General features: G+C 70.1%; 21 protein-coding genes. 11 read left to right on the forward strand and 10 right to left on the reverse strand.

Annotation, left to right across the window (positions count from 1 at the left end):
- Nucleotides 1-3 precede the first annotated feature (3 nt).
- Together IEZ09_RS09910 and IEZ09_RS09915 are read left to right on the forward strand one after the other, a co-directional pair.
- Nucleotides 4-1,287, forward strand: coding sequence for a S8/S53 family peptidase (locus IEZ09_RS09910; protein ID WP_189253328.1), 1,284 nt, complete (start codon nucleotides 4-6; stop codon nucleotides 1,285-1,287).
- Nucleotides 1,288-1,371: 84 nt separating this feature from the next.
- Nucleotides 1,372-4,470, forward strand: a complete 3,099-nt coding sequence (locus IEZ09_RS09915; protein WP_189253329.1) for a M14 family metallopeptidase — start codon at nucleotides 1,372-1,374, stop codon at nucleotides 4,468-4,470.
- A gap of 1,167 nt (nucleotides 4,471-5,637) precedes the next feature.
- Here IEZ09_RS09915 and ligA read toward each other — a convergent pair.
- The 3 genes from ligA to IEZ09_RS09930 all read right to left on the reverse strand — a co-directional run bounded on the left by ligA (nucleotide 5,638) and on the right by IEZ09_RS09930 (nucleotide 8,625).
- A complete protein-coding gene (gene ligA, locus IEZ09_RS09920) occupies nucleotides 5,638-7,629 on the reverse strand; it encodes an NAD-dependent DNA ligase LigA (RefSeq protein ID WP_189253330.1) in 1,992 nt (663 codons plus the stop codon).
- 65 nt (nucleotides 7,630-7,694) lie between these two features.
- Nucleotides 7,695-7,925, reverse strand: coding sequence for a hypothetical protein (locus IEZ09_RS09925; RefSeq protein ID WP_189253331.1), 231 nt, complete (start codon nucleotides 7,923-7,925; stop codon nucleotides 7,695-7,697).
- 325 nt (nucleotides 7,926-8,250) lie between these two features.
- A complete protein-coding gene (locus IEZ09_RS09930; protein WP_189253332.1) occupies nucleotides 8,251-8,625 on the reverse strand; it encodes a MerR family transcriptional regulator in 375 nt (124 codons plus the stop codon).
- Nucleotides 8,626-8,735: 110 nt separating this feature from the next.
- On the opposite strand from IEZ09_RS09930, the gene IEZ09_RS09935 reads away from it, so the two are divergent.
- Nucleotides 8,736-9,755, forward strand: a complete 1,020-nt coding sequence (locus IEZ09_RS09935; RefSeq protein WP_189253333.1) for a glycoside hydrolase family 5 protein — start codon at nucleotides 8,736-8,738, stop codon at nucleotides 9,753-9,755.
- Here the strand turns inward: IEZ09_RS09935 and IEZ09_RS09940 are convergent.
- The 4 genes from IEZ09_RS09940 to IEZ09_RS09955 are packed head-to-tail and all read right to left on the reverse strand — an operon-like array spanning nucleotide 9,709 to nucleotide 13,385.
- Nucleotides 9,709-10,701: an acyltransferase family protein gene (locus IEZ09_RS09940; RefSeq protein ID WP_229812406.1), complete on the reverse strand. Its 993-nt coding sequence runs from the start codon at nucleotides 10,699-10,701 to the stop codon at nucleotides 9,709-9,711. The two genes, IEZ09_RS09935 and IEZ09_RS09940, sit on opposite strands and share 47 nt — an antisense overlap.
- The gene (locus tag IEZ09_RS09945) at nucleotides 10,698-11,618 is read right to left on the reverse strand and encodes a D-alanine--D-alanine ligase family protein (protein WP_229812407.1); all 921 of its coding nucleotides are present in this window, start codon (nucleotides 11,616-11,618) and stop codon (nucleotides 10,698-10,700) included. Before IEZ09_RS09945 ends, IEZ09_RS09940 begins: the two co-directional genes overlap by 4 nt.
- Nucleotides 11,619-11,673: 55 nt before the next feature.
- A complete protein-coding gene (alr, locus tag IEZ09_RS09950; RefSeq protein WP_229812408.1) occupies nucleotides 11,674-12,783 on the reverse strand; it encodes an alanine racemase in 1,110 nt (369 codons plus the stop codon).
- The gene (locus IEZ09_RS09955) at nucleotides 12,768-13,385 is read right to left on the reverse strand and encodes a M15 family metallopeptidase (protein WP_189253336.1); all 618 of its coding nucleotides are present in this window, start codon (nucleotides 13,383-13,385) and stop codon (nucleotides 12,768-12,770) included. Before IEZ09_RS09955 ends, alr begins: the two co-directional genes overlap by 16 nt.
- Nucleotides 13,386-13,530: 145 nt before the next feature.
- Between IEZ09_RS09955 and IEZ09_RS09960 the strand changes: the two genes are divergently transcribed.
- The 3 genes from IEZ09_RS09960 to IEZ09_RS09970 all read left to right on the forward strand — a co-directional run bounded on the left by IEZ09_RS09960 (nucleotide 13,531) and on the right by IEZ09_RS09970 (nucleotide 16,226).
- Nucleotides 13,531-14,328, forward strand: a complete 798-nt coding sequence (locus IEZ09_RS09960) for an MBL fold metallo-hydrolase (protein ID WP_189253337.1) — start codon at nucleotides 13,531-13,533, stop codon at nucleotides 14,326-14,328.
- Between the two features lie 21 nt (nucleotides 14,329-14,349).
- Complete coding sequence (locus tag IEZ09_RS09965; RefSeq protein ID WP_189253338.1) at nucleotides 14,350-15,201, forward strand: NAD(+)/NADH kinase; 852 nt, start codon at nucleotides 14,350-14,352, stop codon at nucleotides 15,199-15,201.
- Between the two features lie 107 nt (nucleotides 15,202-15,308).
- A complete protein-coding gene (locus tag IEZ09_RS09970) occupies nucleotides 15,309-16,226 on the forward strand; it encodes an alpha/beta fold hydrolase (protein WP_229812409.1) in 918 nt (305 codons plus the stop codon).
- Here IEZ09_RS09970 and IEZ09_RS09975 read toward each other — a convergent pair.
- On the reverse strand, nucleotides 16,207-16,788 hold the full coding sequence (locus tag IEZ09_RS09975; protein WP_229812410.1) for an MFS transporter: 582 nt from the start codon (nucleotides 16,786-16,788) through the stop codon (nucleotides 16,207-16,209). The two genes, IEZ09_RS09970 and IEZ09_RS09975, sit on opposite strands and share 20 nt — an antisense overlap.
- Nucleotides 16,779-16,991 carry a hypothetical protein gene (locus IEZ09_RS46295; RefSeq protein ID WP_229812411.1) on the reverse strand — a complete coding sequence of 71 codons (213 nt, stop codon included), beginning with the start codon at nucleotides 16,989-16,991 and terminating at the stop codon, nucleotides 16,779-16,781. The genes IEZ09_RS09975 and IEZ09_RS46295 overlap by 10 nt, the downstream gene beginning before the upstream one ends.
- A 110-nt stretch (nucleotides 16,992-17,101) precedes the next feature.
- On the opposite strand from IEZ09_RS46295, the gene IEZ09_RS09980 reads away from it, so the two are divergent.
- The 4 genes from IEZ09_RS09980 to IEZ09_RS09995 are packed head-to-tail and all read left to right on the forward strand — an operon-like array spanning nucleotide 17,102 to nucleotide 20,320.
- Nucleotides 17,102-18,304, forward strand: a complete 1,203-nt coding sequence (locus IEZ09_RS09980) for a cytochrome P450 (protein ID WP_189253340.1) — start codon at nucleotides 17,102-17,104, stop codon at nucleotides 18,302-18,304.
- 4 nt (nucleotides 18,305-18,308) lie between these two features.
- Nucleotides 18,309-18,968, forward strand: a complete 660-nt coding sequence (locus IEZ09_RS09985; RefSeq protein WP_189253341.1) for a TetR/AcrR family transcriptional regulator — start codon at nucleotides 18,309-18,311, stop codon at nucleotides 18,966-18,968.
- A 12-nt stretch (nucleotides 18,969-18,980) separates the two neighbouring features.
- Entirely contained in the window at nucleotides 18,981-19,175 is a 195-nt protein-coding gene (locus IEZ09_RS09990) for a ferredoxin (protein WP_189253342.1), read from the forward strand.
- Between the two features lie 5 nt (nucleotides 19,176-19,180).
- Nucleotides 19,181-20,320 carry an NAD(P)/FAD-dependent oxidoreductase gene (locus IEZ09_RS09995; protein ID WP_229812426.1) on the forward strand — a complete coding sequence of 380 codons (1,140 nt, stop codon included), beginning with the start codon at nucleotides 19,181-19,183 and terminating at the stop codon, nucleotides 20,318-20,320.
- Here IEZ09_RS09995 and IEZ09_RS10000 read toward each other — a convergent pair.
- On the reverse strand, nucleotides 20,268-21,257 hold the full coding sequence (locus IEZ09_RS10000; protein WP_189253344.1) for a helix-turn-helix domain-containing protein: 990 nt from the start codon (nucleotides 21,255-21,257) through the stop codon (nucleotides 20,268-20,270). The two genes, IEZ09_RS09995 and IEZ09_RS10000, sit on opposite strands and share 53 nt — an antisense overlap.
- A gap of 98 nt (nucleotides 21,258-21,355) precedes the next feature.
- Between IEZ09_RS10000 and IEZ09_RS10005 the strand changes: the two genes are divergently transcribed.
- On the forward strand, nucleotides 21,356-22,306 hold the full coding sequence (locus IEZ09_RS10005; RefSeq protein ID WP_189253345.1) for an alpha/beta hydrolase: 951 nt from the start codon (nucleotides 21,356-21,358) through the stop codon (nucleotides 22,304-22,306).
- Nucleotides 22,307-22,557 lie beyond the last annotated feature (251 nt).

Raw genomic sequence — 22,557 nt, forward strand, 5'->3', positions numbered from 1 at the left:
GACATGACCACCCCAGTCGAGAGCGAGTGCGAAGACCTCAACGGCGCCGGCCAGCTCGTCGTCGACAGCATCCACCGCGACGCCGTGGAGAAGGTGCTCGCCGAGCTCAAGATCCAGGCCACGGAGGTGGGGAGCGCACCCGCGTTCGACCTCACGCTCCTCGATCTCGAGCACGGGCCTGTCCCCGGCCACGACGACACCCAGCCGGTCGCGGACCTCGACCCGGTGCTGAACGAGGTGCGGGCGCGGTTCGCCGGACGCTGCGGGGGCTGGGTGCCGTTGATCGGCAAGAACCGGCAGATGAACAGCGTCTTCGGCGCGTACCCGCAGACCAAGAGCCACACGTTGTGGGATCCGAAACCGGTGGACCGACCTTCCGGATGGCTCACGGAACACGCCGGCAAAGGCGAAGGTGTGCGCGTCGGCCTGCTCGACACGAGGATCTACGAACACGAGGCCATTCCCGGCGAGGCCATCGAGCCGATGGGATTCACCCTGGACAAGGCACCCGACAGCGTCTTCTTCGAAGCCGGGCACGGCATTTTCATGGCCGGCCTCATCCTCAACCAGGCGCCCGCCGCCAAGCTCGTCGCACGCGCCGCTCTCAAGGACGACGGCAAGGCCTCCGCGTGGTGCGTGGTCAAGCAGCTCGAGAAGTTCTACTTGGACGAGCCGAAGGACCGGGTGCAGGTGCTCGTGCTGGCCAGCGGCTGCCGCACCCACGACGGCAAGGCGCCGTTGATCCTCGAACGCGCCATCGAGCGGCTCAACCGCCGCATGCTGGTCGTGGCCGCGGCGGGCAATCACGGTGCCATGAGCGGCATGTCGCGGGATCTGCAGATCACGCGCAACTCCCCCACGTGGCCGGCGGCGCTCCGCGACGTCGTGGCAGTCGGGCTGCCGACCCCGTTCCCCGACGAGGACGGGGAGTTCGAGCGCCTGGACTACAGTCCCGACCTCCCGTGGGTGACCTGCACAGTCGACCCCGGACCGAGGGGTGAGTTCGTCAGTGCCTACTTCAAGTCGACGGCCGTCACGCTGCAAAGCGGCGCACCTCTCAAAGGGCTGAAATCAGGCTTCGTGTCGTGGCGGGGCACTTCCTGCGCCGCCGCCCACCTCGGTGGGCTCATCGCCGCGAAGATGGCGGAGGACGAGGTTGACGCGCGCACGGCGTTCGAGAGCCTCTCCCGCGGCAGCGATTCCGTTGCGAAGCCGTACGAGTGGGAGCCCGAGCCACAGGGCGCGACCACTCCACCACGTGCTGCCACCGTTGGGCCGAAAGAGTAGGGCCGAAAGGCTCGTCAAAGCAACGCCCGATCGGCGTAGCGTCGGCTGGTCTTGCGTCGACCACGCACGCCACGGAGGAACGCGATGAAGCGGTCCACGACTCTCCTGTCCGCATTGGCTCTCGTCCTCGGCGGCGTGGCGGCGTCACCCGCCGCGGCCGCTCCCACCGCCGACCCGCTCGACGTCTACGTCGCCGAGGTGACGCCGCAACAGGCGGGTGACCTCTCCAGACAGGGCTTCGACGTCGTCGGCAGCCGGGCGTCCGGCGACAAGGTCGAGGTCGAGCTCGTGCTCGCCGGCAGCCAGCAGGCGCAACTGGCCAAGCGCGGTGTCGACGCCAAGGTCAAGAAGAACAAGGACGGCAAGAGCGCGAGGCAGCTCGCCGCCGAGCAGGCCGCCGCCGGGTACACCGTGTGGCGGTCCTACGACGAGCCGGGCGGGATCCGCGACCAGCTGTACGCGATGGCCCGCAACAACCAGAACCTCGTCAAGCTCGAGGTGCTCGGAAAGACCGGGCAGGGCCGCGAGATCATCGCGCTGAAGGTGACGCAGGGCGCCGTGGGCCTGCGCGACGGAGCCAGGCCCGCGGTGTTGTACTCGTCGACGCAGCACGCTCGTGAGTGGATCAGCACCGAGGTCAACCGCAGGCTGCTGAGCAACGTCGTCGACCGGTTCAAGGCGGGCGACAAGGAGATCAAGGAGCTCCTCAAGGAAACCGAGCTGTGGTTCGTGCTCGTCGCCAACCCGGACGGCTACCAGTACACGTTCGACGTGGAACGCCTGTGGCGCAAGAACCTCCGCGACAACGACGGCAACGGGCAGATCACCGTCGGCGACGGCGTCGACCCGAACCGCAACTTCGACGAGCACTTCAACTACGACAACGAGGGGTCGTCGACCGCGGCGGCCAGCGAGACCTACCGCGGACCGAGTGCGGTCTCCGAGCCCGAGACGAAGGCGATGCAGGGGCTGCTGGACCGGATCAAGCCGAAGTTCCAGTCCAACATGCACTCCTACGGTCCGCTCATCCTCTACCCGCAGGGCTGGCAGACCGGCACGCCGGAGGCCGACAACCCGATCTACGTCGCGCTCGCCGGCACCGACGCCAATCCCGCGATCCCCGGCTTCGACCCCGGCATCAGCTCCGACGAGCTGTACGTGACCAACGGCGAGACCACCGACTACGCCGACAGCCACAGCGGCACCGTGGCGTTCACGCCGGAGCTCGGCGAGGGCTGCGAGGGCTGCGGCTTCGTCTTCCCCGACGACGAGGCTCTCGTCGAGGCCGAGTTCCAGAAGGCGCTGCCGTTCTCGCTGTCGCTCGCGAAGTCGGCACCGGACCCGGCCAACCCGAAGTCGGCCGTCGGCATCGGCGTCAAGCCGTTCTACCTCGACCAGGCCGACGCCGACCAGGAGAACGGCCCGCTGTCCATGTTGGACTTCACGTTCGCCGAGTCCTACGGCGACCCGCAGGAGGTTCGCGTGCTGGCGAAGAAGTCGCTCGGCGCGGTGACCGTCAAGTGGCAGATCGGCAACGGACCGGTGCACAGCGCACCGACGACCGAGTGGACCGGCGGCGAGCGCTACAACGCCGGCAACGCGAACTACTACCACGTCGTGCGGGGCACCGTGACCGGCACGAACCCCGGTGACGACGTCAAGGTGTGGTTCGAGGGCGGCGGCCAGACCAGCGGCTCGTTCACCTACCACGCGGTCTCCGAGAGCGGCGCCAAGGTGCTCGTCCTCGCCGCCGAGGACTACACCGGCGCCTCGCCCGTGCAGGGCGTCACCGCACCGAAGTACCTGTCGTTCTACACGGACGCGCTCAGCGCCAACGGCATCAGCCACGACGTGTACGACGTGGACGCGCACGGCCGCAGGGCACCTGACGCGCTCGGCGTGCTGAGCCACTACAAGGCTGTCGTCTGGTACACCGGCGACGACACCGTGACGCGCGAGGCGGGCTGGGGCGTCGGCAACGCCTCCAGCCTGGCGCAGACGGAGCTCTTCGAGATCCGCGACTACCTCAACGAGGGCGGAAAGGTGCTCTACACCGGCAAGAACGCCGGGCACCAGTACACCGGCGCCAGCGGGATCGGCACCCAGCTCTACGACCCGTTCGAGAACAAGCAGTGCAGCACCCTGCCGGACAAGGACACGCGGTGCCGCCCGCTGCGCGGCTCCGGCGACGGCGTGAACGACGTCATCGAGTACTGGTTCGGCGCCGCGATCATCAACGGCGGCGCGGGCCAGGACGAGAACCACGAGCCGTTCGCCGTCAAGGGCGTCGCGGATCCGCACGCAGGCCTCACGTGGGACCTCAACGGAACCGACAGCGCGCAGAACCAGAACAACACCGCGTCGTTCCTGACGACGAGCGGCCTGCTGCCGGTGAACCAGTACCCGCAGTTCGCCAGCACGGTCACGGCCGTCTGGGACCGCCCCGGCGGCCCGTTCGCCCCGCACACCGGCGACTACTACATGTACTCGCAGATCAGCGACGTGTCGTACAAGCGGCTGACGCGCACCATCACCGTGCCAGCCGGCGGTGCCCAGATGTCGTTCTGGACGTCGCACGACACCGAGGCCGACTGGGACTACGTGTTCGTCGAGGCCCGCACGGCCGGCGGCACCAACTGGACGACGTTGCCCGACCTCAACGGGCACACCTCCACCGCCACCGGCGAAAGCTGCCCCGCGGGCTGGCGCGACCTGCATCCGCACCTCGACCACTACCAGACGATCAACGCCGACGGCACCTGCTCACCCACCGGCACGACGGGCACGTGGAACGCGGCGTCCGGCAGCTCCGCCGGCTGGCAGCAGTGGAACGTCGACCTGTCCGCCTACGCGGGCAGCCAGGTCGAGGTGTCCATCGCCTACGCCAGCGACTGGGCGACCCAGGGCCTCGGCACGTTCGTCGACGACATCACCGTCACGACCGGCGAGGGAAGCACGTCGTTCGAGTCCGGTGTGGACGGTTGGACCGTCACCGGCCCACCCGCGGGCAGCGCGCCCAACGGCAACAACTTCACCCGCACCACCGCCGCCGGGTTCCCGGAGGGCGCCGTGGTGAGGACGGCCGACACCCTTTACTTCGGGTTCGGCTTCGAGGGCATCACGAGCGCCGCGGCACGCCACCTCGTGATGGACAGGTCGATGGACTACCTGCTCGGCGACTGACGCTGCCAGGCGGGGAACGGGCGACGCGGACTCCGGACCGCGCCGCCCGTTCGCGCGCTGTCATGTGTGGTGAGCGAGCACACAGATCACCGGGAAACACGCGAGATTCCGGGGCCGTTGTAGAGAGCGGTCGGTGCGGTCCGTGTCCCCCGGGCCTCACCCAAATCGCCTTCGCGGAAGACCGTTCGGCTGGTACCGCGTCGAGCCCACCGCCGAGAGGCGACCGCCGCACCGACCGTTTTTCCTTGCAAAACAACAACTTCAGGGTGACCGACCACACAGGCCGGCCGGAAACACACCAGACACCACAACCGTTGTAGAAAGCGGTCGGTGCGGAACGTGTCCCCCGGGCCTCACCCAAATCGCCTTCGCGGAGAACCGTTCGGCTGGTACCGCGTCGAGCCCACCGCCGAGAGGCGACCGCCGCACCGACCATCTCAGACCCGCCCGCAGGCCGCCGAACCCCCAGCGGCGGCCTGAGGGCCACCTCCGCCCTCAGACCGCCACGTCCTCCCCCGACGACGGTCTGAGGGCACCCCGCACTTTTCCTTGCAAAACAACAACTTCACGGTGACCGACCACACAGACTGGCCGGAAACACACCAGACACCACAACCGTTGTAGAAAGCGGTCGGTGCGAAACGTGTCCCCCGGGCCTCACCCAAACTGCCTTCGCGGAAGACCGTTCGGCTGGTACCGCGTCGAGCCCACCGCCGAGAGGCGACCGCCGCACCGACCGTCACAGACCCGCCCCAGGCCGCCGTCACCCCCCAGCGGCAGCCTGCGGGCCACCCACCGGACTTGCCCCCAGACCGTCACGTTCTCCCCCGATGACGGCCTGGGGGCATCCCGCAACCGCGTCTCCCACCCCGAGCGCCGGCCTGCGACGGCCGCGTTTTCCTTGCAGCACCACAACTTCGCGGTGACCGACCACACACGCCACCCGGAAACACCAGACGGCCCAACACCGTTGAACAGACTGGTCGGTGCGGTTCAGGTCCCCCGGGCCTCACCCCAACCGCCTTCGCGGAACACCGGAACACCGGTACCGCGTCGAGCCCACCGCCGAGAGGCGACCGCCGCACCCGGCCACCGACTCGCCCTCAGGCCGTCACCTATCCCCCCGACGGCGGCCTGAGGGCGTCCTGCCACAACGACAGGACGGGTTCAGGCGACGCCCGCCTCGATCAGCAGTGGCCAGATGTCGGACTGGTCGACCACCTCGACGCCGAGCTTCTCCGCCTTCGTCAGCTTGCTCGCGCCCACGCCGGCGCCCGTGATGAGCATGTCGGTGGTCGCCGAGACCGAGGAGGCCGTGGTGGCGCCCGCTCGTTCGCACATCTTCTGGAACGTCGGGCGGGTTACCTTCTCACCCGAGCGCGGGTCGCTGATGGAGCCGGTGATGACTACGGTCTTGCCCTCCAGGGGTGCGCCGGCCACGACCTCGGGCGGCAGGTCCTCCTCGCGGACGTCCAGGGACACGCCGCGGTCGCGGAGGCGTTCGATCTCCGGGCGCAGGCGGGCCAGGTGGTGGGTCAGGGACTCGGCGACCTTCTGGCCGATGTCCTCCACGGCCACCAGCTTCTCCACACCCGCGTCGGCCACCTCCTCCAGGGAACGGAAGCCCGCACGGCAGAGGCGGGCGGCGGTGCCTTCCGAGGCCATCGGGATGGACAGGCCGATGAGGGCGCGGCGCAGGCCCACGGAGCGGCTGCGGTCGATCGACTCGATCATGCGGGTCGCGGAGACCTCGCCGACGCGGTCGAATTCCAGGAGCCTTTCCTTGGTGAGCGTGTAGAAGTCGGACGGGTTCACCAGGTCGCCGGTGTCGGCGAGGCGTTCGATCCACACCTGGCCGATGGCGTCGATGTCGGCTCCTGCCCTGGACGCCCAGTGGATCAGGCGGCGCACGGTCTGGGCAGGGCAGGCGGCGTTGGTGCAGAACAGCTCGCGGCTGTTGCCCTGCTCGGTCAGCGGCTGGGCGCAGGACGGGCACTGCGACGGCGGGACGATCTCGCGTTCGGCTCCGGTGCGCTTGGAGGCGTCGAGCACTCCGGCCACGAACGGGATCACGTCGCCCGCGCGGCGGACCAGGACCGTGTCGCCGATCTTGATGCCGCGCGAGCGGATGACCTCCTGGTTGGCCAGCGTGGCGCGGGTGACGGTGGTGCCGCCGACGAACACGGGCTCGAGCCAGGCCACCGGGGCGATCTTGCCCGTCTTCCCCACGTCCCAGACGACGTCGGTCAGGATCGTCGTCTTCTCCTCGGCGGCGAACTTGTAGGCGATGGCGCCGCGCGGGGAGCTGGAACGGGTGCCGGCGGCGGCGTACGCGTCGCGGTTGGCCAGGCGCAGGACGGCGCCGTCGAGGTCGTAGTCGAGCTCGTTGCGCTGCCGCTCGATCGCGCCGATCAGCTCCTGCGCCTCGGCGGCGGTCGAGCAGTGCCGCATCTCGGCGACGCTGAAGCCGAGCTTGCGCAGGCCGGCGTCGAGGTCGGAGTCGGCGCTCTCCGGTTCGGTGGTGAGGTCGAACGCGAAGAACTGCATGCGACGGCCCTCGACGGCCTTCGGGTCCTTCGCACGCAGGGTGCCGGCGGCCGCGTTGCGGGGGTTGATCAACGGCTTGTCGGGGTTCTTCTGGTTGTACGCGTTGAACGTCGAGCGCAGCATCACGCACTCGCCGCGCACCTCGACGCGGCCCGGTGCGTCCACTTTGTCCGGCACCCCGTCGCACAACGCGCGCGTGAGGAACGTGACGTCGTCGCCCGTCGTGCCGTCGCCGCGGGTGACCGCTCGGACGAGCCGCCCGTTCTCGTAGACCAGGGCCAGCGACAGGCCGTCGAGCTTCGGCATGACGACCACGGGCTGACCGGGGAACCGGGCGAAGAACGCCTCGACCTGCTCGGGCTTGTTCGCCTTCTCCAGCGACAGCATCGGCCGCGAGTGCCGCACCGGCGCGTGCAGCACCGAGGGCGCGCCCACCTGGTCGAGCGGGTTGTCCTCCGGCGTCAGCTCCGGGTGCGCCGCGATCAACGCGCGCAGCTCGTCCTCCACCGCGTCGTACTCCGCGTCGGCCACCAGCGGCGCGCCCTGGTAGTACGCGTCGCGCAGTTCCACGATCCGCGCGGCGAGCTGTTGAATCCGGTCCCCAGCACTCATGGGAAGGACCGTACCCGGCGGCACCGACAATTCCGGTCAACCAGGCATAACAGCTGGTCAGGCCGCTAGTCCCGCGGTCCCCGCAACGTCAGGACCACCCGCAGCACGTGCTCAACGGCGGCGGGGAACACAGCCCCGCGCAGCTCGTCGCGGTGCGCGAGGGTCTGCCCCGCGAACTCGACCATGCGCTGCGGCCCCATCCGCCGGACCACCAGCGCCGCGACCTCCTCCAGGTCGAGGCCGGGGTGGTCGAGGCGGGTCAGCGCGAACTCGACGATCAGCTCCTCGTCGGTCATCGGCACCTCCTCCCGAGCTGCGCTGTTCGTCAAGGACGAATCCTCCCGGCTCGGCCTGCCCGCTTTCAAGGCTTTCGGCGCGTCGTGGGCCGTGCACCGCGTCGAACCGGACAAGGCCGCGTGTGTCCTCGCGTGCCTCCACGCCGGTGCCCTCACGACCATCCCCACGAGCGACACGATCATGGCCGGCCTCAACTGCGGCACGCCGTCCGCGACCTGCACGTCCACTCCGGACCGTGCGGCGCCGCACCGCCGGCCGGGCTCCGCGCCGCCCGCGACGACCTGGGCGAGCTCGGCACGGTCGTCCTCATCAGCACAGAAGGACTCACGACCGCAGCGCCTGCTTGAACTCCGGACACTCGACCAGCGGTTCGTGAGTGCACGTCGAAGCGTGCTCCAGGCTGTGCCGCATGCGCTGCAACCGGGCGATGTCCTCGTCCAGCTCGGCGACCTTCTCCACCATCCTCGCGCGCAACGCGTCGTCCCCCGGCGTCGCCACCAGGAACCGGCTGATCTCCGCGATCGAGAACCCCGCCCGGCGCGCGCAGTTGATCAGCTCCAGCCTGTGCAGCACCTCGGGTTCGTACGTGCGGCGCAGTCCGTTGCGGCCGCTGGAGGAGAGCAGCCCCTTCTTCTCGTAGAACCGCAGAGCCGACGGCGCCAGCCCCGTCCTCTCGGCCACTTCGGCGATGTCCAACACCCGTCCGAGGCTAATCGCGATCTTGACATTCCTCGAACAAATCCCGAACCAGCCCCGGTTCCGCGTCCGGCAACGTACCGCCCCGAACGTTTCCTCGAGAGGGGCAGAGCATGGAACTGAGACGGGTCTTATTCGGGCTGACGACCGCCGCGGTGCTGCTGCTGGGCGGCGTCCCGGCGTCGGCGGCACCACAGCCACGTCTCTCGGTGTCGGGCGCGGACGTCGTCGACCCGGCGGGCAACCCGATCGTGCTGCGGGGCTACAACTGGGGGCACTGGGGCACGGTTCAGCCGCAGGACGCGGGCGACCACGTGGCGGCGGGCGCCAACTCGGTGCGGATCCCGTTGCGCTGGTGGGGTGAGTGGAAGGACGACGTGGACAGCCGCGACCCCGACCCCGCCAACCCCAGCCACATCAAGGCGGGCCACCTGGCGCTGCTCGACCAGACGATCGAGCAGGCGAGCGCCAAGCACCTGTGGATCACGCTGTTCGTCGACTCCGACCACGGCCAGGGCGCGGGCGGCAGGCCCGACAACTTCTGGACCAACCCCGAGATGAAGCAGCAGTTCAAGGAGGTCTGGCAGTTCCTCGTGCGGCGCTACAAGGCCACGCCGTACCTGGGCGCCTTCGAGATCCTGCCCGAGCCCAAGCCGATCGGGCAGAACGACGACCAGGTGCGCGCGTTCTACGACGAGATGATCGGTGTGATCCGCGGGATCGACCGCCGCACGCCGGTCGTGGTGGGGCCCAACGACAACTACAGCTGCAGCCACCTGGAAGGCGCCTTCACCACGGCCGACCCGAAGGTCATCTACACCTGCAACTACTTCATCTTCGACAAGCCGCTGAACCGCATCAAGCTCATCACCGACTTCCGCACCGCGCACGACGTCCCGGTGTGGATCAACCAGGTCGGCGTCGAGAGCGGTGACGTGGACGCGAAGCTCAAGGCCCGCACGGTGTTGCGGGCCTTCTCCGACAACGGGATCGGCTGGGCCTGGTGGACCTTCCGGCTCAACGGCACCAACCCGGACACGCACGGCATTTACTACCGAGACCCGGCCGACGCGGACGGCTGGATCGTCAAGCAGGCGTGGCTGGAGCTGGTGAACGGCTACCTCGCCGCATGACAGGCTCCTCGACGTAACGCCAGCTGAGCGCCGCCGCCACGATCGTGAGCACCGCCGCGATCGGCCCGGCGGCGGCGCCCAGCTCCGGCCGCAGCCACAACGTCAGCGGGTAGTTCCACAGGTAGGCGCCGTAGGACACGACTCCCAGCGCCACCAGCGGCCGGATCGGCGTCGCCACCCGCTCCCACGCCGACCACGCCAGCAGCAGCACCGCCGTGCAGCCCGCGATCGCCGGACCCGCCACCAGGTACGTCACAGCGTGACCCCGCAGCGGAACCACCGACAGCACCGCCAGGCCGGTGAGCGCGACCGGCACAGCCCAGCGCGGCACCGAAGAACCCTTCAGCCGGGTCGCCGCGCCGATCACGAAGCACACGAACCACGACGTCGGCAGCGCGTAGGCGTTGTCGGCGTGCGGCCACAACCAGATCAGCGTCGCCGTGCAGGCCGCGAGAGCCGCCAGCCCGGTGACCGCCAGGACCGCGCCCGTCCGGTTGCGCACCCAGGCGAACGCCAGCAAAGCGGGCCACAGCAGGTAGAACTGCTCCTCCGTCGCCAACGTCCAGCTGTGGAACGCCGCCGGGCTGACCCCGCCGACCGGCAGGTTGCCCGTGAACGTCACCAGCACCAACACCGTCTTCAGCAGCCTCTCGCGCTCCCCCGGCGGATCGAACACGAGCGTGACCACGACGAACACGACCACGAGCGCCAGCAACGCCGGCAGCAGCCTGCGCGCCCGGCGCAGGTAGAACCGCTTGAAGTCGACGCGTCCCTCGCTTCGGAGCTCCCGGCTCAGCACGCCGGTGATCAGGTAGCCGCTCAGCGTGAAGAACACGACCACGCCGACCACACCGGCACCGGGGAACACGTCGGGAAACGCGTGCCGCAGCATCACCAGCAGAATGGCGATGCCACGCAGCACGTCCAGCCCGGCGACGCGCTTCACCGCAGCGCTCCCCTGACGAGCTTGTCCAGCAGGTCCGGATAGGACAGTCCGGCCGCCGCGAACATCTTGGGCACCTGCGACTCCGCCGTCATGCCCGGCATGGTGTTGACCTCGTTGAGCACCAGCCCGTCGGAGGTCAGGAAGAAGTCGACCCTGGCCAGCCCGCGGCACCCGAGCGCCTCGTAGACCCTCAGCGCCGAGTCCTCCAGCGCCTTGAGCTCCGTGTCGGCCAGCGGGGCCGGGATCACGAACGTCGCGCTGCCGTCGTACTTCACGGTCGTGTCGAACAGGCCGGGCACCTGGATCTCCAGCGGCGGCCCGGTCCTGCGCCCGGAGTCCGGGTCGTCGAGGACGGCGATGTCGATCTCCCGCCCTTCCAGGACCTCCTCGACGAGCACCCGGTCGTCGAGCTCCAACGCCTGGCGGACAGCGGGTTCGAGGTCCTCCTCCCGCGACACCAGCCGCACGCCGAAGCTCGACCCCGCCGCCACCGGCTTCACCACGACGGGACCGGTGAAGTCCACAGTGGACGCATCGGTGACCAGCCTGCCCCGCGCCGTGCGGATCCCGACCGCCTCGGCGACGAGCTTGGTGGCCCACTTGTCCATCGCGAGCGCACCGGACCGCAGCGGCGAACCCACGTACGGCACACCGGCCAGTTCACACAACCCCGCCAGCGTGCCGTCCTCGCCCAACGGCCCGTGGACCAGGGGCAGCACGACGTCGCACGTCGTCAGCACGTCGAGCGCGGCGGCGAGACTCCGCCCTGACCAGCTGCCGTCCCTGCCGATGGTGAGCGACACGGCCTCGTACTTCGCCGGGTCGAGTGCCTTCAGCACCGACGCGGCCGACGCCACCGAGACGTCGTGCTCGCAGTTCTGTCCGCCGCCGATGACGGCGACCCTGATTGCCCTCAACACCGCACCCCGGATCGAGATTTGATTTCGGTTAACACTGAAGCTATAGAGACAGTCATCGAACGTGCCGCCACACCCGAGCGCCGATTCCCGTGACGATTTCGTGCGGGATCGTTCCCGCCCACCGCGCCCACTCCGCCACGGTCGGTTCGCCGTCGTCGCCAGGCCCGAACACCACGGCCTCGTCGCCAGGCACCACCACGTCGTCACCCACGTCGACCACGACCTGGTCCATCGAGATCACCCCGGCGACACGCCTCCGCCGGCCGCCCAGGAACACCTCCGCGTGCCCGGAAGCCGCCCGCGGCAGCCCGTCCGCGTACCCGACCGGCAGCAACGCCAGCGTGGTCGCGCGCTCGGTCACGTGCGAATGTCCGTACCCGACGCCACAACCGGCCTCCACCCGCCGCACCTGCACCACCGGCGCCGTGAACCGCAACGCGGACCGCAGCCGGGTGGTCCCGGACGGGTCGATCCCCACCAGACCGGCACCGATCCGCACCACGTCCAGGTGGCTGCCGGGATCCGTCAACGCGGCGCTGGTGGCCGCCAGATGCCGCACCGACGGCCGCAACCCCGCCTGACGGGCCATCTCCACGCCGCGCAGCAACGCGCGCCGGCCACCAGCGTTCGCGCCGGGTGTGTCGGCGCACGGCAGGTGCCCCATCACGCCGACCACCGAGATCTTCCCGGCCAGTTCCGCGCGCCGGGCCGCGGACATCAACGCCAGCCAGTCCTGCGGCGCGGCGCCGTCCCGTGCCATCCCGGTGTCGAGCTGCAGGTGCACGCGAACCGGCCCCGCCTGTTCGATCACCGCCAGGTGGCGCAGGCTCGGCACGCTGAGGTCGATCCCGTACCGCACCGCCGTGCGGACGTCCACGTCGACCGGGTTCAGCCAGCTGAGCACCGGAACGTCCACACCGGACTCCCGCACCGCCACCGCCTCGGCGAGCGAAGTGACCCCGATCCACGTCGCCCCCGCGGCGACCGCCGTCCGCGCGACGTCACCGAGCCCGTGCCCGAACCCGTCCGCCTTCACCACGGCCATGACCTCGCCGCGCGCCAACGCCACGAACCGCCGTGTGTTGGCCGCCACCGCCCCCAGGTCCACCTCCAGCGACGGCTCGGCCGAGGCGTGGCGGATGCTGGTCACGAGCGCGCCCACGCAGGCACCTCCACAGGTCCGTAGAGGGCGAAGTCGGCTCCGGTCAGAAGGGCCCAGTAGCGGTCGCCGTAGGACCAGTGCCACCATTCGGTCGGATAGTTGACCAGGCCCGCACCGCTCAACGCGTCGGCCAGCACCGTCCGGTTGTGCCGCGCCTGGGCGTCCACGTCGGCGTTGAAGAAGCACGCGCCGCCGCTCTGCTCGGGCGTGGCGTCGACCTCGGTGCCCATCCACAGCTCGTTGCCCCGCGAGTCGACCAGCGTCAGGTCCACGGCGGCACCCGCGACGTGCGGTGCGACGGCCAGCGGTGCGACGAAGCGGCTGGAAAGACGGTCGAGCTCGACGGCATCGGCCGACGGGTGGAGCTCCCGCAGCTCCTCGGTGTACCGCTCGATGATCGCGTTCTGGTCGGCGATGCTGCGATGCCCCTCGATCACCTTCAGGTCCACACCGGACGGCAGCGCGTTGCGGGCGTCGACGAGCCGCAGCGCGAGCCCCTGCCTGACCAGCACGTCAGGCGCGAAGATGAGCGGTACCAGCGGATCGCCGTTCTCAAGGACGCGAACGGCGCGCACGACCGGATCGGACAGCAGGATGGTCATGCGGCCAACCTAGGAACGCGCGACCACGCCGGACTCCTCCTCAAGGTCAACCCCGGTCGCCGAACGGCCGGTTCGACGGGCCGGACATCAGCCGTTCGGCCGAGGCCTTGACCTCAACCGCGGTTCAAGTCGCACTCTCGTCCCCATGAAGATCCACCACCTGAACTGCGGTTCAGTGCGCCAGATCGATCCGACGTACGAAGGCCTGCCGAGCGCGCCGGCCGTGAACCACTGCCTGCTGGTCGAAACCGCCCGAAATGGACTCGTCCTGGTCGAAACAGGACTGGGCCTGGACGACGTCCGCAACCCTGGCGGCAGCCTCAGCGCCGACTGGGTGGAGATGGCCCAACCGGCTCTGCAGGAGCACGAAACGGCCATCCGGCAGGTGGAACGCCTGGGATTCACACCGTCGGACGTCCGGCACGTCCTCCTGACGCACCTCGACGTCGACCACTGCGGCGGCCTGCCGGACTTCCCGCACGCCGCGGTCCACGTGCTGGAGGCAGAACTGCGCGCCGCCCTGGCGGAAGCCCCGAGCCGCCGCTACCGCCCGGCTCACTGGGCGCACGGTCCACAGTGGCGCACGTACGAGTCCACAGGCGACTCGTGGTTCGGCTTCACCGCGATCGGGCCGTCCGGCCTCCCGGAGGAGATCAAGCTCGTCCCGCTGGGCGGCCACACCGCCGGACACGCGGGTGTCGCCGTGCACGACGGCAACAAGTGGCTCCTGCACTGCGGAGACGCCTACTACTACCACCGCGAACTGGACGAAAACCCCGAACCACACCCGTTGCTCGACATCGTGCAGACCAGCTCCGAGGTCGACCACGACAAGAGGATCGACACGCAGGCACGGCTGAGGATCCTCGCGCGCGACCACTCCGACGAGGTCACGCTCTTCAGCGCCCACGACCCGTGGGAATTCGGCAGACTGGCCTCGTGACGAGTTTGAGGAAGTGCTGACGTGCACGCCGCCGGCCTGGTGCTGCACCCGCAACGAGACTCCGCCGCCGCCGTCGAGGCCGTCCTCGGCTGGGCGACCAACCGCGGTGTCGAGATCCTCGGCATCGCCGACGAGATCGAGCGCCTGCGCTGCGAGGCCACCCCGGTCTCGCCGGAGGAGCTGGGCCGCCGCGCCGACCTGGTCGTGAGCCTCGGCGGCGACGGCACGATGTTGCGCGCCATGCGCCTGGCCGACGGCGAGCAGGCTCCGGTCCTGGGCGTCAACCTGGGCAAACTCGGCTTCCTGGCCGAGGTCGACGTCCCGGACCTGCCCGCCGCCCTGTCCGCGATCGACGCCCACGACTTCACCGTCGAACCCCGCCTGGCCGTCGACGCGGTCTTCAACGGCGACAAGGTCACCGCGTTCAACGACGTCGCCGTCGTGCGCATCCCCGGCGAGGGCAGCGCACGGGTGGCGGTGCGCGTGGCGGGCCAGCCGTTCGTGAGCTACGCGGCGGACGCGGTCATCGTCGCCACCCCGACCGGGTCCACGGCGTACAGCTTCTCCGCCGGCGGGCCGATCACCAGCCCGTCCGTGGAGGCGCTGCTGGTCACCCCGGCCGCGCCGCACTCCGCCTACAGCCGCGGGGTGGTGCTGTCGGTGCACGACGACGTCGATCTCGACCTGCTGCCGTCCAGCGGACGCCTCGCGGTCGAGGTGGACGGGATGGTCGCGGGGTACGTGCAGCCTGGTGAGCGGGTGTCGCTGAAGGCACGGCCTGGCGCGGCGCGGGTGGTGCGGCTCGGGATGACGACGTTCTACCAGCGGGCGCGGCGCAAGCTGCGGCTCACCGACTCGGCCGAACTCGGGTGAGCAACTTCGCCCACGACACGGACACCTCCACCTAGGCTCGTCCCGCGCTCGGCGAGCGCCGAGCGGGACATGGGGGTTCCGAGATGTCAGAGTTGAACAGACGCAGCATGTTCGCGTTAGGCGCGGGCATCGCCGCGTTGAGCGCCACGGGTGTCGCGTCCGCCGACAGTGACCACGAGGCTGATCTGCCCGGATTCCGGCACAACCACGCCCAGGTCAACGGCGTGCGCCTGCACTACGTGACGGGCGGGCGCGGTGAGCCGCTCGTGCTGCTGCCCGGCTGGCCGCAGACGTGGTGGGAGTACCACCGGATCATGCCCGCGCTGGCCACGAGGTTCCGGGTCATCGCGGTGGACCTGCGGGGCATGGGCGGGTCGGAAAAGCCGCAGGGCGGCTACGACAAGAAGACGATGGCCACCGACATCCACGAGCTCGTCAAGAAGCTCGGGTACGGCAAGGTGAACGTCGCCGGACACGACATCGGCAGCCAGGTCGCGTTCAGCTTCGCGGCCAACTTCCCCGGCGCCACGCGCAAGGTGGCGTTGCTGGACGTCCTGCACCCGGACGAGGGCTACTACCACCTCCCGCTGCTGCCGCCGCCCGGTCAGTTCAACCTGTGGTGGTTCGCGTTCAACCAGGTGCAGACGCTGCCGGAACAACTGCTCGCCGGCCGGTTCCGGTACCTGATCGACTGGCTGTTCGCGAACACCGCGCTCAACCCGGACGCGCTCGACGAGCGGTCCAGGGCGATCTACGCGCGGGCGTACGACACGCCGGACGCCATCCGCGCGAGCAACGGCTGGTACAAGGCGTTCCACCAGGACATCGCCGACGGCAAGACGTACGCCAAGCTGACGCCGCCGGCGCTGGGGCTCGCATCGATCCTGTCGTACGAGCAGATGGTGGCCGCGCTGCCGAACGTCGCCGCGGACTCCAGGGTCGTGGCGGTCGACGGCGCCGGACACTGGCTCGCGGAGGAGCAGCCCGACGCCGTCGCCCGTGCGCTCACGGAGTTCTTCGGCTGAGCCGCGGGATGAACGCCGCGACCGCGCACGCCAGCAGCGCGGTCGCGGCACCCAGGCCCATGATCAGGCGGAAGCTGGACGGGACCGTCACCTGCGTGAGCACCACACCGGCCACGGCGCTGGAGATCGACGTGCCGATCGCGCACATCAGCGTGTTCAGGCTGTTGGCCGCCGCGGTCTCCGCCGCCGGCACGGTACCCATGATCAGGCCGGGCATCGCGCCGTACGCCAGGCCGATCCCGGCACCGATCACCGACGACACCACGACGAGCTGCCACACCGCGGACATCAGCACAACCCCTGTGCCGTAACCGAACGCGACCACGACGGTGCCGAGCATCAACGTGGCACGAGGGCCGCGCGCGTTCGAGATCCGCGCGGACACCGGCGCCATCGCCATCATGACCAGCCCGGACGGCACCAGCACGAGACCGGTGACGAGCAGCGACTGCCCGAGCCCGTGGCCGGTGGACGCTGGCAGCTGCAGGATCTGCGGCAGCACCAACGACTGCGCGAGCGTCGAGAACGCGAACACCGCCGACGCGATGTTGGTCAGCAGCACCTGACGACGGACCGTGGCGCGCAGATCGGCGACAACTCCGGCACGAAGACCTGCACCGCGGCCAGCACGATCACCCCGGCCGCCGCCGACGTCCAGAACACGACGCGCCCGGTGATCATCGGCAGCAGCGACTGGCTGAGCGCGGCGATCACCGAGCCGAGGATCAGCATGACGAGGCTCACCAGCAGCATGCGGCGCGTCACCGGACGCGTCTATTCCAGGAGCACCCGCCCACTCTAAGTCAATCACTTGACTTAATCCATCCGGGCCGACATGGTGGAGAAGAGACGCCTCCCACCACGAAGGAACCCGAGTGTCCGAAGTAGACGAACTGCCGCGCTTCCCGTTCCCCGCCGACGCGGCCCTCGAACCACCGGCCGAGTGGGCGCAGCTGCGGTCGAAATGCCCGGTGGCGCACGTGAAACTGGCCAGCGGCGACGTGGCCGCACTGCTCACCCGCCACGAGGACGTCAGGAACGTCCTGTCCGACCCGCGGTTCACCAGGCCGACCCCCGGCGACGACGCCGCCCGCATCGCGGACAGCGAGGGAGGCGGCATCTACAACAGCGACATGGCCGAGGTCATCCCGCAGCACGGCGAGGCGCACCTGACGTGGCGGCGCGGCATCGGCAAGTGGTTCACGGCCAAGCGGATGAACGCGCTGCGGCCGGGCATCGCGGTGATGGCCGAGCAGCTCATCGACGAGATGGTCGCCAAGGGCGCGCCCGCGGACCTCAAGGCGAGCCTCGGTTTCCCGCTGCCGGTGTGGGTCATCTGCGACATGCTCGGCGTGCCCGACACCGACCGCGACAGGTTCTCGCACTGGTCGGACACGATGCTGAGCATGACCCGCTACAGCGCGGCGGAGATGAAGGCCGCCGAGCAGGAGTTCTGGCGGTACATGGCCGCGCACATCGCCGCCAAGCGCGAACAGCCGGGCGACGACCTGCTCAGCGCGCTGATCACGGACCCGGAACCGATGTCCGACCGGACGCTCATCGCCACCGGCATCGGGTTGCTGATCGCGGGCCACGAGACGACCGCGAACATGATCACCAAGATGGTCGCGATGCTGCTGTCCGACCGCAGCCGCTGGGAACAGCTGCTCGCCGACCCGTCGCTGGTGCGCACCGCGGTCGAGGAGTCGCTGCGGCTCGACGCCAACCTGGGCGTCGGCCTGGCCCGCTACCTCACCGAGGAGATCGAGATCGGCGGGGTCGTGCTCCCGGCCGGCACCACCGCGATGTGCGGCATGGCCGCGGCGAACCGCGACGAGGACGCGTTCGAACGAGCGTCCGAAATGGACCTGAGCCGCAGCCCCAACCCGCACCTCGCGTTCGGCGCCGGTGCCCATGCGTGCCTCGGTCAGCCGCTGGCCCGCACCGAGCTGCAGGTGGTGCTCGAGGTGCTGCTGCGCAGGCTCCCGTCGCTGGACCTGGCGGTGGACGTGGAAGATCTACGTCGAGTCGAGGGGCTCGTCGTGGGCGGGCTCGTGGAACTACCGGTGCGATGGTGACGTGATGAACAAGGTCGACGACAACCCGTCACGGGCGGAGCGGGCGCACGCCACGCGCGAGCTGATCCTGACCGCGGCCGAGCGCCTGTTCGCCGAGCACGGGGTGCTGGCTGTCTCGAACCGGCAGGTCAGCGAGGCCGCCGGGCAGGGCAACAACACGGCCGTCGGCTACCACTTCGGCACCAAGGCCGACCTCGTGCGGGCCATCGCCCGCAAGCACCTGGCGCAGATCGAGGAGCGCCGGCAGCAGATGCTCGCGGAGATCGGCGACAGCACGGAGCTGCGCGACTGGCTGTCCTGCCTGGTGCGGCCGGTCACGGACCACCTGACGGAGGTGGGCAGCCCCACCTGGTTCGCCCGGTTCGGCGCGCAGGTCATGACCGATCCGACGCTGCAGCCGATCATCGTCGAGGAGACGCAGTCGTCACCGTCGATGGTGCGCGTCCTGGCGGGCCTGGACCTCTGCCTGCGCCACCTCCCGGACGACGTGCGGGCCGAACGGTTCGACATGTCCCGGCAACTGCTCGTGCACATGATCGCCGAACGCGAGCGCGCGCTCGCCGAGGGCACCCCCACCCCGCGCGCCAGCTGGCACGACGCCGCGACCGGCCTCGTCGACGCCCTCGTCGGCCTGTGGCTGGCGCCGATCACCACCGACTCGTGAGAAGGCTTCACCGTGAAGATCACCGTTGACCAGGACAAGTGCTGCGGCGCCGGAACGTGCGTGCTGCTCGCACCGGACGTGTTCGACCAGCGCGACGAGGACGGCATCGTGGTGCTGCTCGACGCGGAGCCGCCGGCCGAGCTCCACCCGCTCGTGCGGGAGGCGGCGAGCGTGTGCCCCGCCGCCGCGATCTCGGTGTCGTCGTGACGCTGATCGTCGGTGCCTCCGCCGCGGGTCTCGCGACCGCCGAGGCGTTGCGCCGCAAGGGTTACACCGGCCGCCTGACGATCCTCGGCGCCGAACCGCACCTGCCGTACGACCGGCCGCCACTGTCCAAACAGGTCCTGTCCGGCGCGTGGGAACCCGCGAAGGCCCAGCTCCGGCCGGCGGAAGCGCTCGCCGCTCTCGACGCGGAGTTCGTGCTCGGCGACCCGGCCGTGCACCTCGACGTCGCCGAACGGGCCGTGCACACCGCGTCCGGTCGCGTGCTCGAGGCCGAGAACGTCGTGCTGGCAACGGGTCTGCGCCCCCGCACGTTGCCGGGGCAGCGCACACTCCGGACGCTCGACGACGCACTGGCGTTGCGCTCGGACCTGCCGCAGTGCAAGCGGGCGGTCGTCGTCGGAGACGGCGTGCTGGGCGCCGAGATCGCCGCGACCGCGCGGCAGATGGGCGTCCCGGTCACCCTGGCCGGTCCGCAGCAGGCCCCGATGGAGCTCCAGCTCGGACCGGTGGTCGCCGGCCTGCTCGCCGAACTGCACACCTCTCAGGGCGTTGACCTGCGCCTCGGCGCGGCCGTCACCGGCGTCGAGGACGACGGCGTGCTGCTGGAGACCGGCGACGTGCTGCCCGCCGACCTCGTCGTGGTGGCGTTCGGCTCCGCTCCGGCGACCGAGTGGTTGTCCAACAGCGGACTCGTGCTCGGCAACGGCGTCGTGTGCGACTCCCGCTGCCGTGCCGCCGACGGCATCTGGGCCGTGGGCGACGTCGCCCGCTGGCACCACGAGACGCTCGGCAGGCTGGTGCGGCTGGAGAACCGCACGAACGCCACCGAGCAGGCCGTCGCCGTCGCGGCCAACATCCTCGGCGCCGACCAGCCCTACACGCCGGTGCCGTACTTCTGGACCGACCAGTTCGACGCGAAGATCCACGTCCACGGGTTCGCCGGGCCGGAAGCGTCCGTTGTGGAGGGAAGCCTGGCCGAACGACGTTTCGTGGTGCGGTATCACCGCGGCGGCGAGGTGGTCGGCGTGCTGGGCTGGAACATGCCCAAGCAGGCGCGGCAGCACCGCCAGGCGATCACTCCGCGTTGTCCCGCAACCGCCGCAGCATCAACGCCAGGTGCAGCCTGAACCGTCCGGACGCCGAGTCGAGCTCGAACCCGAGCATCGACTCGGCACGGGCGAGCCGTGCGGTCATCGTGCTGTGGTGCCGGTGCACCGCGGTCGCAGCCTTGCGCACCGACCCGGTCGCCGCGAGCGCGTCCAGCGCCGTGATCATGTCCGGTTCGGCGGCGAGCCGGTCGAGCACCCGCACGTCGGGCAACGCCGCGATGTCCGAGGGATCCAGCTGCTCGGCGATCAGCGCGAGGCCGCCGAGCCGTTCCCACCACTCGACCGGATGACTGTCCGATGTGTACCGCAGCGCCGTCCGCGCGGCCTGCCACGACTTGGCCGCGTCGATGGCGGGCACCACCGGCCCGATCCCGAGCCTGCCCTCGGCCTCGGGAACCTCCGTGACCAGCACCGCCCGCACGGTGCCCAGCAACGCCGACCGCCCCTCGATCTCGCCGGTGGTGGCGAGCACCCGCAACGGGCTCGTCGCCGCGATGCCGAGCAGGTGCAGGGCGCGGGACCGTTCCGCGGTGCCGACGCCGTGCGAGAGAACCAGTTCGACGAGCGCGGGATCGCCGAGTTCGGGCAGGGGGACGCTGGAGTGGTCGAGCAGCACGGCGGCGGCGATCGCGAAGCGTTCCAGCAACATGTCGTCCAGCGGCGCGGGCGTGCCCTCGCGCGCGACCCAGACCTCCACACCACCCTCGAGCGACCGCACCGCGGCCCGCCTCGGCACCGGCCCCGCCGTGACGGCGGCACCCGAGTCGGCCCGCAGCGCGAGCCCCTGGCCGGGCGCGGAAAGACCCACCGGGCACCCGGCGAGCTCGGCCGTGCTGCGCACCAGCGTGTCGAGGCCCGCGCGCTCGGTGATGAGGCGATCGAAGAACCCGATCACCCGCACCGCGTTCTCGGCGTCGGCGTCCAGCGCGGACAACCTCAGCAGCAGGCCTCTCATCCCGCCACCATAACCCCAGACACGTGGCGGGTCCGGTGCCGTGATTGCCCGCCACGTGTCGGCTGCCCGCCCCGCCACCCCGAGCCGAGGATCAGGTCATGAGCTACGCCATCGACCCCGAACTGCTGCCCTGGCTCGACATGCTGCCGTCAGTGGTGTTGCAGGACTACGACGCCCTCGTGGCCGCGCGCGCCCAGCGTTCCCAGCTGAGCGACCTCGTGCCCGCCTACGAGCCGGCGAACCCGGTCGACGTCCGCGACACCGCCGTCCCCGGCCCGTCCGACGCGCCCGACGTGCCGGTGCGCATCTACACCCCGGCGAACCGGACCGAAGCCGTGCCCGGACTGGTCTACCTCCACGGCGGCGGGTTCGTTCTCGGCGACCTGGACATGTTCCACCCGCACGTCCTGCGGCTCGCCGACGAGCTGGGCATCGTCATCGTGTCGGTCGACTACCGGCTGGCGCCCGAGCACCCGTTCCCGACACCGGTCGAGGACTGCTACGCCGCGCTGCAGTGGGTCGCGGCGAAGGCCGACGAACTGGGCATCGACCCGAAGCGCCTCGGCATCGGAGGCGAGAGCGCCGGTGGCGGGCTCACCGCCGGGACCGTGCTGCTGGCCCGTGATCGCGGCGGTCCCGAGCTCTGCTTCCAGTACCTCGGCATTCCCGAGCTGGACGACCGCCTCGACACGGAGTCGATGCGCGACTACGTCGACACCCCGCTGTGGAACCGGCCCAACGCCATCTTCAGCTGGACCAGCTACCTCGGCACCGAGCCGGGCGGCGACGACGTCTCGCCCTACGCCGCACCCGCCCGCGCCACCGACCTGGCGGGTCTGCCACCGGCGTTCGTGACCACCTGCCAGTACGACCCGCTGCGCGACGAGGGCATCGAGTACGCCCGGCGGCTCGCCCACGCCGGCGTGCCGACCGAGCTGCGCCACTACCCCGCCACGTTCCACGGGTCCTCCTTCGTCGAGAGTGCGGAGATCACCCGCAGGATGTTCGCCGACGAGCTGGAGGCGTTGCGCCGCGGTCTGCGAATCTGAACCGTTTCTCCCCCGGCCCGCGCGTTCGCGAGAACGCGCGGGTTTCGTTCGACTGTCGATTCGACAAATCCCTGCCGAAGAATCCGCTCCAACTATTCGCGCGACCTGCGATCCGGCCGGGAAAAGGGGTTCCGGTCGCCGTGGACCCGATCGTCGAACGCGCGCGAATTCGACTGCGCACAATCCGTTGAAAGCTTGACCACCTCTGACACCCCGCCCTACCTTAAGCCCGGAAAGCGCTTTCTGAAACG

The organism is Lentzea flava, from assembly GCF_014648475.1.
GTDB classification, from domain to species: domain Bacteria; phylum Actinomycetota; class Actinomycetes; order Mycobacteriales; family Pseudonocardiaceae; genus Lentzea; species Lentzea flava.